Source organism: Moorena sp. SIO1G6, assembly GCF_010672795.1.
Lineage (GTDB): Bacteria > Cyanobacteriota > Cyanobacteriia > Cyanobacteriales > Coleofasciculaceae > Moorena > Moorena producens.
The window spans coordinates 1-15,918 of record NZ_JAAHFZ010000004.1 but is presented as its reverse complement, the minus strand read 5'-3'; the positions used below and the strand labels follow the sequence as shown (position 1 = coordinate 15,918).

General features: G+C 44.7%; 14 protein-coding genes. 9 read left to right on the top strand and 5 right to left on the bottom strand.

What is annotated here, in order from left to right:
* Positions 1-70: 70 nt before the first annotated feature.
* The 3 genes from F6K63_RS05315 (at position 71) to F6K63_RS05305 (ending at position 4,398) form a co-directional block, all read left to right on the top strand.
* Positions 71-709 carry a hypothetical protein gene (locus tag F6K63_RS05315; protein ID WP_008187078.1) on the top strand — a complete coding sequence of 213 codons (639 nt, stop codon included), beginning with the start codon at positions 71-73 and terminating at the stop codon, positions 707-709.
* A gap of 82 nt (positions 710-791) precedes the next feature.
* A complete protein-coding gene (locus tag F6K63_RS05310) occupies positions 792-1,775 on the top strand; it encodes a DUF1822 family protein (RefSeq protein ID WP_008187080.1) in 984 nt (327 codons plus the stop codon).
* 250 nt (positions 1,776-2,025) lie between these two features.
* Positions 2,026-4,398, top strand: a complete 2,373-nt coding sequence (locus F6K63_RS05305; protein WP_287311130.1) for a CHASE2 domain-containing protein — start codon at positions 2,026-2,028, stop codon at positions 4,396-4,398.
* A 148-nt stretch (positions 4,399-4,546) separates the two neighbouring features.
* On the opposite strand, the gene F6K63_RS05300 is transcribed toward F6K63_RS05305, so the two are convergent.
* Positions 4,547-4,675 carry a hypothetical protein gene (locus F6K63_RS05300; RefSeq protein WP_267872066.1) on the bottom strand — a complete coding sequence of 43 codons (129 nt, stop codon included), beginning with the start codon at positions 4,673-4,675 and terminating at the stop codon, positions 4,547-4,549.
* Between the two features lie 89 nt (positions 4,676-4,764).
* Between F6K63_RS05300 and F6K63_RS05295 the strand changes: the two genes are divergently transcribed.
* Both F6K63_RS05295 and F6K63_RS05290 read left to right on the top strand, forming a co-directional pair.
* Positions 4,765-5,736 (top strand): threo-3-hydroxy-L-aspartate ammonia-lyase, encoded by a 972-nt coding sequence (locus F6K63_RS05295; RefSeq protein ID WP_008187083.1) that lies wholly within the window; start codon positions 4,765-4,767, stop codon positions 5,734-5,736.
* A 454-nt stretch (positions 5,737-6,190) separates the two neighbouring features.
* The gene (locus F6K63_RS05290) at positions 6,191-6,424 is read left to right on the top strand and encodes a DUF2283 domain-containing protein (RefSeq protein WP_008187086.1); all 234 of its coding nucleotides are present in this window, start codon (positions 6,191-6,193) and stop codon (positions 6,422-6,424) included.
* Positions 6,425-6,864: 440 nt separating this feature from the next.
* Here the strand turns inward: F6K63_RS05290 and F6K63_RS05285 are convergent, their stop codons facing one another.
* Entirely contained in the window at positions 6,865-8,016 is a 1,152-nt protein-coding gene (locus F6K63_RS05285) for a hypothetical protein (RefSeq protein WP_287311128.1), read from the bottom strand.
* Between the two features lie 633 nt (positions 8,017-8,649).
* Positions 8,650-11,487, bottom strand: a complete 2,838-nt coding sequence (locus tag F6K63_RS05280; RefSeq protein WP_287311126.1) for an Ig-like domain-containing protein — start codon at positions 11,485-11,487, stop codon at positions 8,650-8,652.
* A 6-nt stretch (positions 11,488-11,493) separates the two neighbouring features.
* On the opposite strand from F6K63_RS05280, the gene F6K63_RS05275 reads away from it, so the two are divergent.
* On the top strand, positions 11,494-11,730 hold the full coding sequence (locus F6K63_RS05275) for a hypothetical protein (protein WP_131827060.1): 237 nt from the start codon (positions 11,494-11,496) through the stop codon (positions 11,728-11,730).
* Between the two features lie 834 nt (positions 11,731-12,564).
* Here the strand turns inward: F6K63_RS05275 and F6K63_RS05270 are convergent.
* Complete coding sequence (locus F6K63_RS05270; RefSeq protein ID WP_287263925.1) at positions 12,565-12,726, bottom strand: hypothetical protein; 162 nt, start codon at positions 12,724-12,726, stop codon at positions 12,565-12,567.
* Between the two features lie 192 nt (positions 12,727-12,918).
* On the opposite strand from F6K63_RS05270, the gene F6K63_RS05265 reads away from it, so the two are divergent.
* The gene (locus F6K63_RS05265) at positions 12,919-13,098 is read left to right on the top strand and encodes a hypothetical protein (RefSeq protein WP_008187095.1); all 180 of its coding nucleotides are present in this window, start codon (positions 12,919-12,921) and stop codon (positions 13,096-13,098) included.
* Here the strand turns inward: F6K63_RS05265 and F6K63_RS05260 are convergent.
* On the bottom strand, positions 13,080-13,202 hold the full coding sequence (locus F6K63_RS05260) for a hypothetical protein (RefSeq protein ID WP_287263928.1): 123 nt from the start codon (positions 13,200-13,202) through the stop codon (positions 13,080-13,082). The two genes, F6K63_RS05265 and F6K63_RS05260, sit on opposite strands and share 19 nt — an antisense overlap.
* 287 nt (positions 13,203-13,489) lie before the next feature.
* On the opposite strand from F6K63_RS05260, the gene F6K63_RS05255 reads away from it, so the two are divergent.
* Together F6K63_RS05255 and F6K63_RS05250 are read left to right on the top strand one after the other, a co-directional pair.
* Complete coding sequence (locus tag F6K63_RS05255; protein WP_131827059.1) at positions 13,490-13,687, top strand: hypothetical protein; 198 nt, start codon at positions 13,490-13,492, stop codon at positions 13,685-13,687.
* 551 nt (positions 13,688-14,238) lie between these two features.
* Positions 14,239-15,453: an acyl-CoA dehydrogenase family protein gene (locus F6K63_RS05250; RefSeq protein WP_008187099.1), complete on the top strand. Its 1,215-nt coding sequence runs from the start codon at positions 14,239-14,241 to the stop codon at positions 15,451-15,453.
* The last annotated feature ends 465 nt before the right edge of the window (positions 15,454-15,918 follow it).

Sequence of the window (15,918 nt, the reverse complement as noted above, 5' to 3'; positions counted from 1 at the left end):
ATATACATACCTGTGTGAACATAGTATTTTCGGAGAAAGGCAATATCAGCAAAGGCGGAGCGATCGCATTATGACTCAACTCTATGAGCAGCTCAACCAGCTAGTGACGGAAGCATGTAGTCATCCACCTGGAAGCGCTCACCGTCAAAAAAACTTAACAAAAATTATTCGTTTAGTCACTAAGAAACTTTGGCAAGAACATACTCCCTACTATCAAGACGCACTCCAACAAACCTGGATTTACTTTTGCCAGAATATTTGCGAAGGCAAAACCGGTAATCCCTACGACTCTAGCCGTGGCAGTGTGGTCACTTGGCTCAATTTCTACTTGAAGAAACGACTCCAAGACTTTCGCATCAAGAACATAGACGGACAACGTCAGACAGTCTCTCCTATCAAGGCTCAAAATGGTGAAAACCTTGACCCGATCAATAGTGTGGCAGCTCCACCTGAGGTGCCTAGGTTACTCGAAGATGTTAGGGAATGGGTGGAAACGGCGGGTGTTGATAGTGATCTACGCACTACCCATGTTAAAGGTCATCCAGAGGTCACCTGCCAAGTCTTAATTTTACGACGCTTGCCTCCAGAAACTAGCTGGAAAACTCTCTCAGAAGAGTTTAATGTATCAATTTCTACATTAAGTAGCTTTTATCAGCGACAATGTTTGCCCCGTTTGCGTAAATTTGGAGAATCGGAAGGATATCTATAATAGGAGGTTCCTTAAAAAGACTTACCTTAACCTTAACCTGGTTCAGTCAAGGTGTTCACATCAGTACAGAAACACAATTCCTATGACCTACAACACCCATAACCTAGAACAATTTGCCCTTCCTCTGCCCATTACTGACAATGCACGCAGGAGTGCTGAGCAATTTGCTAGGCAGCAGCCTACCTCTGAAAAAGCTGAGCAAGTTCGACTCAACACCTTGGCTGTGTTGGTTGTCAATGATTACATGCAAATGCTGGGGATGCCTACAGATTTAAAAGCCTCAGACAGCTGGAATCCTATTATACGCCTGTTAGCTAATGTGGCCGACTTGGAAATATCCGATATCGGTCGTATCGAATGCCGACCGATCAAAGCCCAAGATTCCCTTTGCCATATTCCCCCCGAAGTTTGGTGTGATCGGATTGGCTATGTAGTTGTTCAGATTGATGAACAATCGTCCCAGGGAACAGTGTTGGGATTTACTCCAACTGCTGATACCGAAGAATTACCCATTAGCCAACTACGACCCGTTGACGATTTAATCGATCAGTTCCATCAACCCATCTCAGAGCTAGCCCAGAGAACTAGGGTAAACTTGAGTCAGTGGTTAGACAATGTGGTTGAAACCGGTTGGCAAACTCTCGAAAGCTTGGAAAACTTGTTAAACCCACCCGAACCAATTTTCGCTTTCCGCTCTTCTGGTCTAGAGTCAACTGAGGCGTTACCCCTAGAGGAAAATCTTGATGTGGGGATTAGGCGGGCTAAGTTAATCGACTTAGGCCTATTGCTAGCGGGTTCCCCCGTGGCTTTGGTGGTGGAACTTTTACCAGAATCTGAACTCAAGCAAAATATTTGCCTCAAGGTATATCCCACCGGTAGTAAAACCTATTTGCCTCCCAACCTCACACTCACTGTGCTGGATGGATCGGGAACAGTGTTTCTTGAAGCCCAAGCCAGACAAATCGATAATTACATTCAATTGCAGTTCAGTGGTTTACCAGGAGAGCAATTTAGTGTCGAAGTTGCCCTTGGCGATGCCAGGATTATTGAGGATTTTGCAATCTGATCCCGTAGCGTGGCCTACGGCCAATCTAGGAATTCCTGAATTTAGCCATCGACACACCACCGAAAGCGTTATAATTCAAAGTCCTTCGGGGATAGATCGGTTATCTGGTGTCTTGTTTGATATCAGTTTTGATATCAGTCAGTGGTCAATCCTAAGGCACCGATACACCTTCTATAAACCTCTATAAACCTCTATAAATAAGTAAAATGAGGGTAGAAATCACATCTGCAACACCAGTGATCCATGACCAATGACAAATAACACGCGCAGCATTGGTAAATTAGTTGTCTTAAAGATAGGAGATGGTTGCTTTGACCAAGGGTTTCCAGTCACTTTACAGATTTGGGAAGAGGGCAAAAGCCCTTTGTTGGAAATCACTGGCAGGTTACCTCCTGCTCCGGAAATTATGCAATCGTGCCAAAGTTGGACAACGAGTTATCACAGTTTGGGGTTACGTTCCCGTCTAGAAGCATCTGTGGTACAAGTGACCAATGTATCTAAACTGGAACGGTGCTACAATGCAGCCCAAGTCTTAGGCGATCGCTTAAATGCTTGGCTATCCTCAGAGCCATTTCGACCGATTAAGGAGAAATTACTCGAACAACTATTACCCTCCGATGAAATTCGTCTCATTATTCAAACCGAGAACAGTTGTTTACGGCGACTGCCCTGGCATCTGTGGGATTTTTGGGAACGCTATTCCAAGGCAGAAATTGCTTTAAGTGCCTTAAAGTTTGAACCAGTCACTCTAAATCCCAAGCCCCACCAGAAGGTGAAAATTTTAGCAATTATTGGCAATAGTATTGGTATTGATACCGAAGCGGATCAGAAGTTGCTAGAGAAATTACCTGATGCTCAGCTCACGTTCCTTATAGAACCCAAGCGCCAGCAAGTCCATGAAGCCCTTTGGGAGCAATCCTGGGATATCCTCTTTTTTGCTGGTCATAGTTCCAGTAAAAACGATGGTGAAACGGGCCACATTTATATTAATCAAACCGATAGTTTAACCATTAATCAGTTAAAGTTTGGCTTAAAAAGAGCAATTGGAAAAGGCTTAAAAATCGCTATTTTTAATTCTTGTGATGGATTGGGTTTAGCCTCGAATCTGGCTAATTTACAGATTCCCCAAATTATTGTGATGCGAGAACCGGTACCCGACCGGGTTTCACAGGAATTTTTGAAATATTTTTTAACCGCTTTTGCTGGGGGGCAGTCCTTCTATTTAGCAGTGCGGGAAGCTAGGGAACGATTACAAGGGATAGAAGACGAGTTTCCTTGTGCAACTTGGTTACCGATAATTTGTCAGAATCCTGCCGCAAAGCCACCGACTTGGCCAGGGTTGAGGGACAGTTTTGATGGAAAATATCCACTTCCACCTCCACCTCCACCTCCACCTCCACCTCCACGCCCTGAGCCTCTAAGCTTCGTCAAGGTATTAGTGAGCAGTTTAGTAATTACATGCTTCTTGATAGTTATACAGCAGCTCGGTTTACTGCAAGGTTTGGAGTTGAAAGCCTTCGACCACCTGATCAATAGAAGACCAGCGGAGTTTCCCGATTCCCGTCTGATAGTGGTAGAGGTGACTGAAGAAGATATTGAAGCTCAGCAGTCGGATTTAAGACCAGCTACCTCCTTATCAGACCGATCACTCCAACAACTGTTAGAAATACTTAATTCCTCTCAAGCCAAAGTCATTGGCCTAGATATTCATCGTGATTTTCCTGTAGCCCCAGATTATCAGGATTTGGGAAGGCTCCTAGAGCAAAGCGAGAATTTGGTTACGGTCTGCAAAGCCAGTAACGAAGAGGATAAAGGAATTTCACCGCCCCCAGAAGTTCCGAAACAAAACTTGGGCTTTAGTGATGTTGTAGTTGACCCAGACGGGGTGATCCGTCGCCATCTGTTGGCGTTTAACCCTGATCCAAAATCAGTGTGTAGTGCTTCTTATGCTCTGAGTACCCAGTTGGCCATGCGGTATCTAGTGGCAGAGGGAATCTTTCCCAAATACACAGAAGCTCAAAAACAAGATAAACAATACTTACAGCTAGGTGATGTAGTCTTTAAACCCTTAACCCATCATACTGGCAGTTATCATAAGCTTCATGCCTGGGGACACCAAATCATGCTGAATTACCGTTTTCACCAATCTCCAGAGGATTTTGTGCCCCAAGTCACTCTCTCTCAAGTTCTAAAGGGTAAGATCAATCCTGATGCTTTCAAGGGAAAAATTGTTCTGATTGGGGTTACTGCTCCCAGCCGTAAGGATTATTTTTTTACACCCTATAGTAAAGGTAATGACATAGAGGATCAAACACCAGGGGTAATTATTCATGGCCACATGGTAAGTCAGATTCTCAGTGCTGTTTTAGATGAGCGACCCCTGATACGGCATTGGCCTGCATGGCGTGAAGTAGTGTGGATTTGGGGTTGGGGCCTAACGGTTGGTCTGGTTTGTTGGCGCTGTAAATCCTCCCTACGTTTGGGTGTGTTGCTGTTGGCTCTATCGATTCTCTACGGGTCCTGCTTAGGTCTTTTGAAACAAGGGTATTGGGTACCATTAGTCCCCTCAGCATTGGCTGTGGTGGTTATTGGTAGTTTTATTGTTCTCTATGATCAACCTTAACCATATCCTCTAAAATTGATCAAGTAATCTCAGAATTGAGAATTGAGAATTAAGAATTGAGAATTGAGAATTGAGAATTGAGAATTAAGAATTGAGAATTGAGAATTGAGAATTGAGAATTGAGAATTGAGAATTGAGAATTGAGAATTTAGTAAGCCTGTTTCTTATATTGATCAGGTACATTCAAGTTTCTTACCCCGACTCCCGATTCCCGATTCCCGATTCCCGACTTCCTACTCCCTCGGTGCGCTTTCCGTAGGCGAATTAAATTCGCCACGGGTCGCACCGCTCCCTACTCCCTCGGTGCGCTTTCCGTAGGCGAATTAAATTCGCCACGGGTCGCACCGCTCCCGACTCCCTACTGCTATGGAACTGCAAGCATTACCCGTAACCTACACTGACATAGAAGCCGCCGCTAAACGCCTATTGGGCAATGCCCATCAAACTCCAGTCCATACCTCCAGGACTGTCAACCAGCTCACCAAGGCTCAAGTCTTCTTCAAATGCGAAAACTTCCAACGTATTGGTGCCTTTAAGTTTCGAGGGGCTTATAACGCTCTGTCACAACTATCTGAAGAACAAAAACAGCGAGGGGTTCTCACCTTTTCTTCTGGTAATCATGGCCAAGCGATCGCATTATCTGGCACCCTCCTCGGTATTCCCACCACTGTAGTCATGCCCAAAGATGCCCCAGCTGTCAAGCAAGCCGCTACCCGTGGCTATGGTGCTGAAGTAATTTTATATGATCGGGCTGAATTGAGACGGGAAGCATTAGCGGAAGAGTTATCACGCGATCGCAAACTCACTATCATTCCTCCCTACGATCACCCCCACATTATTGCTGGACAGGGTACTACGGCCAAAGAACTCCTAGAACAAGTTGGTTCACTGGATCTGTTACTGGTGTGTTGTGGTGGTGGTGGCTTACTCTCCGGATGTGCGATCGCAACCAAAACCCTATATCCTAATTGCCGTGTGATTGGTGTAGAACCAGCACAGGCCGATGATGCCACCCGTTCCTTCCATAGCAAAATCCTCCAAACTGTTGACAATCCCAATACCATTGCTGACGGAGCCAGAACTCCCAGCCTGGGTAAACTTACCTTTCCCCTAGTCCTTAATTACGTCGATGACATGGTAACTGTATCGGAAGCTGCGATTATCCGTACCATGTTTTTCCTCTGGGAACGGCTCAAAATTGTAGTTGAACCCACTGGTGCCTTAGCTGCTGCTGCCCTACTTGAAGGTATCATTAACATGCCCAATGCTCGGATTGGTGTCATTATCAGCGGTGGCAATGTGGATTTGAAGCAAATTGCTCAATTGACTGGAAACTAGGTATTAGAAGTATTAAGTTTTAAGGATTAAATATTAAGGATGAGGTATTTTTAGGATGGTACGAAGTATCCACCGTAGGCGATCGCGTTTTGGTTAGAATTGGAAGATATTGTAAGAAGGAGTGGGATTGCTTGCGTGTATTATAGAAGTTGTGCTCGCAACTCAAACTTCAGCAACGTTTAACAAATGCCACAAATTGTCTGGTCAAATTATCTACAGTATCGAGCCGAACTCAGGGGATTTGACCTAGCTAAGATCGAGGAAATCCTGAGATTTTCTGGATAGAGATATTATGATACCGTCACAGGCAGACAGATCGCAGTTGGCAAGCACGACAATCAGTTAGTCATAATTCCTTATGAACGCAGTGGTGATTTGATAACTCCAGTAACCATCCATAGCACCACCCGTCAACAACTACGATTCCGCTTAAGAACTGGGAGATTTACAATTAATGAATAATGCCAAGATGACATACTTTGAACAAGAGGATATCCTTCACCTTACCCTGTCTGATGAACCAGAAGCAGGTAGTGTCGAGATTAGTCCTAACATTACGGCCGAACTCAATGAAGCAGGAGACTTAATTGGAATAGAGATTATCCAAGCAAGTGCCTTCATCCGAGACGCCATTGTAGAATCAGCCCAGGGGAAGCTCTTGAATCTTTCGGGTAAGCATTCAGCTTAGGGACTTGCGTGTCAAAAAAATCCCAATTAAAGGGTGGGCAAAGTTATGTTATCTAGAAGACTGATTTTAACCAAAAGGTTTTTGCCTGATAGTAGGCTGGGCAAAGTTATCTGATCTAGAAGAATGATTTTAACCAAAAGGTTTTTGCCTGATAGTAGGCTGGGCAAAGTTATCTGATCGAGAAGACTGATTTTAACCAAAAGGTTTTTGCCTGATAGTAGGGTGGGCAAAGTTATCTGATCTAGAAGAATGATTTTAACCAAAAGGTTTTTGCCTGATAGTAGGGTGGGCAAAGTTATCTGATCTAGAAGAATGATTTTAACCAAAAGGTTTTTGCCTGATAGTAGGGTGGGCAAAGTTATCTGATCGAGAAGACTGATTTTAACCAAAAGGTTTTTGCCCACCCTACTTCTTACCAAACCACACTAAGTATAGGAAAATTACTTACTCGCTATCTCAGATTTTTGGTTTAAATCTTCCACTAACTTGACTAGATCAGGATTAGTCTCTGCCCATGACTCCCGCTCATTCCTAACTTTACCGAGGTGGGATTCAATATTTGCTGGTGTAATTAGAACACCAAAATCCTCTGGAACAGTCTGAACTTGATAACTGAACAGGCGATTCAGGATTAGATCACCTACTTCCTCGCGATAATGAGAGCTATCCCAATAGTTTTTCATCCCTTCCCTAATCGATTCTGTGGTAATGCTGTTATAACCAGAAAAATCCCACAATGGTGTAATCTCCACTAACCGACGTTTCCATTCTTCAAACACTGGCCAAAGTCCAGTAACCCTAAGACTTTCCCATTGAGTAGCATGGGATGGTGATATAAATACTTTTAGCTCTATCCCTTTTTCCTTACAGGTATCAACAATGTCTTGAAGATCATCCAAAAAACTATCGGAAAGTCGATACTCTTTATAATATCCATCACTTGTCATTAAGCCCTTGAGCGTGTCCTTAAACCTTCCTAGTGAAGGTTGATCGGGCTTATTGTTATAAACAAAACGCATACCATGGGCATCATAAAGATAGTAAGCCTTTGACTTGATACTAGAACTTACGGTTGATTTGGTAGCATTCAGCGCGTTTAGGGATAGGGTCGAATTAATCAACTCTTGCAGGGGAATAGTTTCTTGATTAAGAAGACTTTCCTTAAAATCTGGAGCATTATTTTTCAAGTCATTGAACATGAAAAAATCAATACCAATCACAACGGTTTTTAAATCCGGTTGATTAGTTATAGCATGGTCAAAATAACGTTTAACTTCATACATATTTGGACCAACTAGTGCCAAATTGTATCCGGAGTTTCCTGGTTTCAGTCCTGGGTGGTTTGGGTTAAGTCCCAGGTCAGTTCGTGATGAACCTAACAAAACGATTTTGGGTTCATTACGAATAACATCTATAGCCTTGAATAGTCTGACATGGTTAAATTGTTCAGGTTTTAACTGATTTAGACCGGGTAACTCTGGGCTATTTATGACTCCGTAAGGGTCAACAGCAGCGTTCAATAAGCCAAACCCAAATAAACTGGGAAAGGTAACTGCTGCCAAGGTTAGGTTAAATCGACGATAGGAGTTCATATATATAGGATGGTAGATGGGATGGGATTGCTATAGTGCTATTCGATTTTTAATTTTACCAGTGAAAATATTCGATGAAACAAAAAAAAACCTCAGCTGATACTGAGGCTTGTAGGGTATATTTGCTTGAGGTAAGCATTCAGCGGTCAGCGGTCAGCGGTCAGGGGTCAGCGGTGAGCAGACTTATAGCGCTACGCGCAAGTCCGCAAGTCCGCAAGTCCGCAAGTCAGAAGTAAGCGATTACTTACGTTTCGGAGTTTAGGAGCGATGCAGAGGTGCGACCCGTGGCGAATTTAATTCGCCAAGGTCAAACGCACCATTACGGTCTTGGGGAGGCAGCGCGGTCTTGGGGGTTCCCCCCATGAGCGACTGCCGTGGTTTCCCCCACTCGCTATTGCATCAAGACAATGTCAAACATCTGAATGCGTAGTGCTATAACTCAGATTAAACTTTTGCTTACCTCTTTTATTCAAAAGCACCGATTGCGCTACAGGCACGCTGCGCGAACAGTAGCGTGCCTGTAGCGCATTAGCTGATACGCGACACGCTGATAGCTTTAGTCCAAAATCTAGAGTAATTGTAAGGTGCGTTATTAACGCACCCTACTACTAGGAAAAAGCGTCCGCAGTGTGCTTAGGCAACACTTAAGTTAACCTGTACTACCACATCGTTGTAGTCTTGGTCACCACCACCAAACAGATCCTCGAAACCAAAGGTGTTATCCCCTAGCAGGCGAACGTGGTCAACTCCATCTGGGTTAGCCCCCACGAAAGCAAAGAAGGCATTCAGGTCGGAATCCTCTTGATCTGCATTAGAAGGATTATCAGCTAGGAACTCCGCTACTGTACCATCCGAAATCAGGAATGGAGCCAGTAGTACCCCACCGGATACTCCAGCACTTAAGTCTACCTGATTGGATAGTGCAGCTTGTGCATAACCAGCATTACCAACATTGATACCGTTAACTGTGCCACTTTCATCATCAATCCGATACCAGCCAATGGTATTATTGAAAGAAGCTTCACTGTTGACCACAAGACTACCAGTAACTGTACCAGTCACATCGGTCAAATCCAGCAGTTCCCGTTGCCCTTGAATCTGGGTAGTGCCTGTTCCCACTGGCGGAGTCGAACCTGAACCGTCTGAGACAATCACAGTTGCATCATTGAAGTCTCCGTCATTGCCATCTTCAAAGCCCAAGGTTAACTGACCATTGCCATTGTCAGTTACCTGTACATGGTTCTGACCATCGCTATTAAATGAAGCACCACTGAAGAATACGTTGGAGGTAGGATCCTGTCCCCCTAGCACCCCATCTTTAGAGCCACCTTGGATTACGTAGAATACCAGGTTATCGTTGACGTCAAAACTGTCGATGGTGCGGGTGGCTTGAGCAGTACCTAAACCGTCAGGGAGAACAGAGAAAATTGTCTTAGCCTGAGATAGAGCAGCTTGTACATAACCACTCTGACCAGGGGCAATGCCATTGATTGTACCTTCGGCACTATCAACAGCAAATACTCCAATTTCACTGACCTCACCAGCCTCGCGACCTGTAAGAGTGAATTGGAGTTGGGATTGTCCAGCAGTGTCGCCGGTAATGGTGAAGGTATTATTGGCATTCTGAGTCAGAGTCGAGGATACCGGACCACTCTCTTCAATGGTGATGTTAACAGTGCCTGTGCTAGTACCGCCACTGCCATCGCTTACCTCAAAAGTCAAGCTATCAGTGCCAGTGAAGTCCGCATTTGGCGTATAGATAATAAAGTCATCTGTCGGATTATCCGGAGTGCCATTATCATTGACTGCTGCCGTACCGTTGGTTGGCTCCGTGACAATTGCAAAACTTAGCGGATCGCCATCAGGATCAGAGTAGTTAGCTAGAACATCAATGGTAACTTGAGTGTTTGGCTCAGTGGTAGCAGTATTGTTATTGTTTGTCGCTACTGGAGATTGATTATTAGTGACATTAACGTTAACGGTAGCTGTGACTGGATCATTGACGCCATCACTAACCTGGTAGGTGAAGGTATCAGTCCCAGTGAAACCATTATTAGGAGTATAGGTAATGGTGCCATCTTGATTAACTACTGCTGTACCATTAAATTCCTGCTGTTCAATGGTTACAGTCAGCCCATCGCCATCAGCATCAGTGTCATTACCTAGGACATCAATGGTAACTGCGGTGTTTGAAGTAGTGGTAGCAGTATCGTCTACCGGTGCTGGAGGTTGATTAGGATTAGTTACCTCAACGTTAACCGTAGCTGTGACTGGAGGATTAGTGCCATCACTGACCTGGTAGGTGAAGCTATCAGCCCCAGTGAAGTCCGCATTTGGCGTATAGGTAATGGTGCCATCAACGTCATTGACTACTGCTGTGCCATTAAATTCCTGCGGTTCAATGGTTACAGTCAGCCCATCCCCATCAGCATCAGTGTCATTACCTAGGACATTGATATTAACTGCAGTGTTTGAAGTAGTGGTAGCAGTATCGTTGTCTGCTACTGGAGGTTGATTAACATTAACACTAACCGTAGCTTTGACCGGAGGATTGATGCCATCACTAAGCTGATAAGTGAAGGTATCAGTGCCAGTGAAACCATCAACAGGAGTATAGGTAATGGTGCCATCAACGTCATTGACTACTGCTGTGCCATTACCGCCCTGCTGGTCAAGGGTTACAGTCAGGGGATCTCCCTCAGGATCAACGTCATTAGCTAGGACATCGATAGTAACTGCAGTGTTTAAATCAGTGCTTGCAGTATCGTCTTCCGCTACTGGAGGTTTATTAGGGACATCAACGGTAACCGTAGCTGTGACCCCAGGATTGATGCCATCACTGACCTGGTAGGTGAAGGTATCAGTCCCAGTGAAACCATCATTAGGAGTGTAGGTAATGGTGTTATCTTGATTGACTACTGCTGTACCATTAAATTGCTGCGCTTCAATGTTTACAGTCAGGGGATCCCCTTCAGGATCAGAGTCATTACCTAGGACATCAATGATAACTTCGGTACTTTGATCAGTAGTAGCAGTGTCATCTACTGGAACAGGAGCTTCATTAAGTAGGTTGAAGTCAATATAATCAAGTCGAATACGTTCATCATCGTCACTTTCCCCACTAATGGTGATTTGAGTCCCCTCGGGAATAAATATGCTATTGCTAACGGTCAGATCCTTGAACGCATCAGCATCAGGAAAAATACCAGCATTAGGATTGGGATCATCGAGAGTGAATGAAAATGTCTGATTACCAATGGTGACACCGACTGTGCTATTCCCGTCTGTCTCATCAGCAACTTTCAGGATGACCTGGTAAGTGCCACTGGGCAAATCAAAGGTTGTAGTAGCAGTGCCAGTGCTATTACCGTCAGGTAAATCGATCAGTTTATTATTTGAAGCAGCGTTATTATCACTAACTTGAAAAGTATTTAGAGTAAAGCGGGGGTCATCAAATTCAAATCTCGGCATAATATTTTGTCTTACAAAACTCCTCAGTTGCTAAGGCTGTGGGCACTTAACATTGACAATAATCCTAAGCATATGCGCTACGCGCAGGCTACGCCAACAGCTATTAGCTATCAGCCATCAGTGCTCAGCGGTCAGCTGATAGCTGATAGCGTTTTAAATCAAGAGAGTAAGTCCATTAAGCATTCAGCCGTCAGTCCTCAGCCGTCAGCCTTGGCCAAAAGGCCACGCTACGCGAATGGCTGACGCTATTGGCTGATAGCACCTCAAGTAGCACCATCTGTAGCGCATTAGCTGATAGCTGATAGCTTAGCAGGTCATAGCAAGATTGCTGTTGAACTTATCATTAATAGCTGATAGCATATATTGGATAGCACGACGCTGAATGCTTATCTAATGATCTACCAATAAATAAATACCTACTTACCTCCAGATATCCGGATTTATTTTCCAGATTCATGGCCAAATGTAAGATAAACTAGTAAAGATTAACCGATGCTATAATATAATATATAAATATATTTTTGCTTCATAAACATGAATAAATTATCGGTTTAGCATTATTTATATTTGGGAAGGATAATATTAATTGTAATGAAGCGATCGCTTCATTACAATTTCTCACGTAATATCCCCTATAAAAAGGAAAGAGCCTTGCCATTCATGCTCTTTCCTTGCCGTCAAAAAATCACCTTATTCATTGATGCCATGAGTTTTTTTTTATGTCACTATTATTCGGATAAATTCATCAAGTCTTTATAGTAGTAATTTTCTATTTCTGCTAAATAAGGGAATCGGGAATCGGAACCCACCCCTAACCCCTCCCAGGAGGGGAACGGGAATCGGGAATCGGGAGTCGGGAGCGGTGCGACCCGTGGCGAATTTAATTACGGGTCAAGCGCACCGATGGAGTCGGGAGTGAAGTGTGGGAAGTGTGGGGAGATGGGGAGTCAGATCAGCAACGGTTTGTCCCCCCCTTATTAAGGGTTTGTCCCCCCCTTATTAAGGGGGGTTAGGGGGGATCCCCACTTTCCACGGGGCTTTCAGCGATGCAGTTGCGTAGGGTGGGTTAGGGACGGGCTAGCCCTGATTTTCTGCCTGTTCGCGGTTAGGTTGCTGCCCGTAACGCACCACTGTATTGATTATGCGATCGCTAATTTCCCAGCTAAACCCCAACTGGAGATCCCCCCTAACCCCCCTTAACAAGGGGGGGACACTCACCACACTTACCACACTTACCACACTCCCTGCTCCCTGCTCCCTGCTCCCTCAAAAAGAATTTGTTACAAAACTTTTTAAAATATGCTATAATTTGCTATTTTTTGTGTTAAACTAAAAGTGTGGACAAAAAAATCCACGGGAAGAGCCAGCCTTAGAGTTTTCGCAGGCTGCAGGCTGGCTCTGGGTTCCCCTTACAGGAGATAACTTAATAATATGTCCCATACTCAACACCTATACCCATGGGTAGTGGTGCGCCTATTGCCACCAATGCCACCAGTCGTTTTTGCTCGGTTCGACAACCCTGCTGATGCCAAGGGCTATGTGCAGGTCCTGAAACTGCTGATGCCTGATGCCAAGTTTCTACTTTTTTTGGATCACGGAGTAGTGGTGTAGCACAGGCATCTTGCCTGTGACATAGGGAATCGGGAATCGGGAATCGGGAATCGGGAGTAGTTGTGTAGAATAGGCTTCGATGCTGTGAGGAAAATATTGATCACAGGCAAGATGCCTGTTCTACCAAAATCTTGTCCACAGGCAAGATGCCTGTTCTACCAAAATAGTACACAGGCAAGATGCCTGTTCTACCAAAATAGTACACAGGCAAGATGCCTGTTCTACCAAGACCCCAATTCCACCGAGTGGGTCAAACAGCTGGGAATCCCCCCCTCATAAGGGTAGGTTTTTTACAAAGACCTCAGGTGTGGGGTGAGCGGGCGTGGGGTGACCGGGTGTGGGGGATAAGAAAGCGATCCAGCGCGGTCTTGGGGAGGCAGAGGTGCGACCCGTGGCGAATTTAATTACGGGTCAAACGCACCATTACGGTCTTGGGGGTCTCCACGGGGCAAACAGCGGTGCGGACGCAGGTTCCGCACACAGCCCCTCCCCACTCGCTATTGCCGTGGTTTCCCCCGGAGACAAAACCTTAGATAGGGTCGCCTTTATAGTTAGCAGGTTATGCAGAAAAGGGTTAAATATTTTTTAATAAGGCGACCCGATCTTACGGTAAATTCAAACCACTCGCTATTGCATCAAGACAATGTACTTAATTTGTCGTTAAAAATCATCATTTATTCGTTGTTTTCCTTTTCCTCTCCCTCTGGGTCGCCCCATGTTTTACCCTAATGTAAAAAACCTACCCTTATCAGCCCTTAATAAGGGGGGCTGGCAGAAGGCAGAAGGCAGAAGTAAGGTTTTATCGGTAATGGTTTTTGATAACTAATTATCCGGACATGATCTAACAATTAGCATCATTTAGCTGATACAGCGTTCTTCATAACTATCAGATACACAGTATTTTTTCCTTCTTACTTCTTACTTCTTACCTGTTCCCTGTTCCCTGCTCCCTAAAAACCTCACCCCATTGAAAATTGCTGTAGTTAAATTCCTGATACATTGAACGTCTGTTTTGTCAAGTAAACTTTATACAAAATAGCTAGAATTACCCCGCAAAAATAAAGTTATTTGGTAGTTGATCCTTTACTGTTTGCCAGCCGCTACAATTAACGAGGAACAAAAACATCTACTCAATAAACTGTGCAAACTCCTGTTCTCTTAGATCGGCAAGTCTATGATCCACAAGCCCTCCTGGATCATTTAAGCCAGCTCACTCAGGAAGAGTTTGCCCCTAGGGCGGCTCAATACGACCAGACAGCAAGCTTCCCAGCAGAAAACTTTGAGACTCTGTTTGATGCAGGTCTTCATGCCCCAGCTGTACCGATTAAGTATGGTGGTTTAGGCTTAGGTCACAGCAGTGATATCCTCACCCTCTGGATGATGACACGAGAATTAGCAAAGGTAGATTTAGCTTTCACCCGTTGCTGGGAAGGCCATACTAATATACAAGTATTATTGACTGCCAACGCTAATGAAGCTCAAAAGCAACGTTGGTTTGAAGGGATTGTGCAACGAGGGGAAAAATGGGCGGGTTGGAGTGGCGAACCTCTTTCTAAAGTCCCTGGGCAAACCAGTGGTATTGGGACAACAGTTAAGGTTGTAGAGGGGGGCTATATTGTTGATGGTTGCAAGGTCTTTGCCACAGGAGCGGATGGGCTACAATGGGCGATATTGTTTGTGAGTACTGCCGGAACAGGAGCTGTTCGTCATCACGATGGACCAGCGAATTCCGTGTTGATGTTAGCCTGTGATTTATCAGACCCAAGTGTAAGCTTTGATTCAACCTGGTGGAAACCGATTGGAATGCGGGGAAGTGTAAGTTATCGCGTACAATTCGATCACACCTTTATTCCTAAAGAAAATCTGATTGGCTATCCAGGGCAATACTTGCTTGAAGAGTGGCAAACTCGCTTTACTCCTCAGTATGGAGCGGCATTTTTGGGGGCGGCAGAAGGGGCTTATGGTTATGCCCACGCTCATATCAAAAAGCAAGGCAGAGAACAGGATGCTTATGTGCAGCATCGGATTGCTAAATCAACCATGAACATTGAAACCATGGACTTGTGGCTACGAAAAGTGGCTTTGTTGTGGGAAACAGGTCAACACCAGCAGGCCAAAGAAGCTGGTAACCGCTTTCGTTATTTGTCAGAAAAATTGGCACTGGAGACTTTGGAACACTGTACTCGCATGTGTGGCGCTCGTGCTATGATTCAACCCAGTCCTTTGGAACGGATTTATCGCGATTTATCCTTCTATACTCTCCATGATAATTGCGATCGCGTTTTGGCCTCCATTGGTCAGGAAATACTGGGGCAAGAAAGCGATCGGGCGTTTTTTAATTCTTCACAGAAGTAAGCATTCAGCTTAAGCGCTACAGATGGTGCTACTTGAGGTGCTTATGCGCTACAGATGGTGCTACTTGAGGTGCTTTGGGTCTGTGGCCACGCTACACCGAACAGTTTATGCCCAAGCACACGCTACTGTTTGCGCAGCACCTCAAGTAGCGCAATCGGTGCTTTTGAATAAAATAAGCGGCGTTGCTGAATTAAGGAATGAATGCGCGATCATCTGGTTTTGTTAAAGCCCCCGTGGGTCCCCCGAGCGAGGGATTGCTCGCCCAGAATTGGGGGGCTAGGGCGTGTTTTCAAAGTTTTCCGCAAGATATTAGATCCCCCCCAGCCCCCCTTATTAAGCTATGCTTTATAAACATCTTTCTTAACATAAAACTTGACAAAAAGAGTCAAGTGTGTGTTCTTGCTAGAATCGCCTCTGGCATCTATTATCACAAATATGGAACAATGGATATTGAAAGAGCTAGGA

Excerpts from the sequence above, each read along its gene's own strand:
- F6K63_RS05280 (WP_287311126.1), bottom strand. The coding sequence starts at position 11,487 with ATGCCGAGATTTGAATTTGATGACCCCCGCTTTACTCTAAATACTTTT.
- F6K63_RS05305 (WP_287311130.1), top strand. The coding sequence starts at position 2,026 with ATGACAAATAACACGCGCAGCATTGGTAAATTAGTTGTCTTAAAGATA.
- F6K63_RS05285 (WP_287311128.1), bottom strand. The coding sequence starts at position 8,016 with ATGAACTCCTATCGTCGATTTAACCTAACCTTGGCAGCAGTTACCTTT.
- F6K63_RS05290 (WP_008187086.1), top strand. The coding sequence starts at position 6,191 with ATGAATAATGCCAAGATGACATACTTTGAACAAGAGGATATCCTTCAC.
- F6K63_RS05315 (WP_008187078.1), top strand. The coding sequence starts at position 71 with ATGACTCAACTCTATGAGCAGCTCAACCAGCTAGTGACGGAAGCATGT.
- F6K63_RS05265 (WP_008187095.1), top strand. The coding sequence starts at position 12,919 with ATGTCCCATACTCAACACCTATACCCATGGGTAGTGGTGCGCCTATTG.
- F6K63_RS05310 (WP_008187080.1), top strand. The coding sequence starts at position 792 with ATGACCTACAACACCCATAACCTAGAACAATTTGCCCTTCCTCTGCCC.
- F6K63_RS05295 (WP_008187083.1), top strand. The coding sequence starts at position 4,765 with ATGGAACTGCAAGCATTACCCGTAACCTACACTGACATAGAAGCCGCC.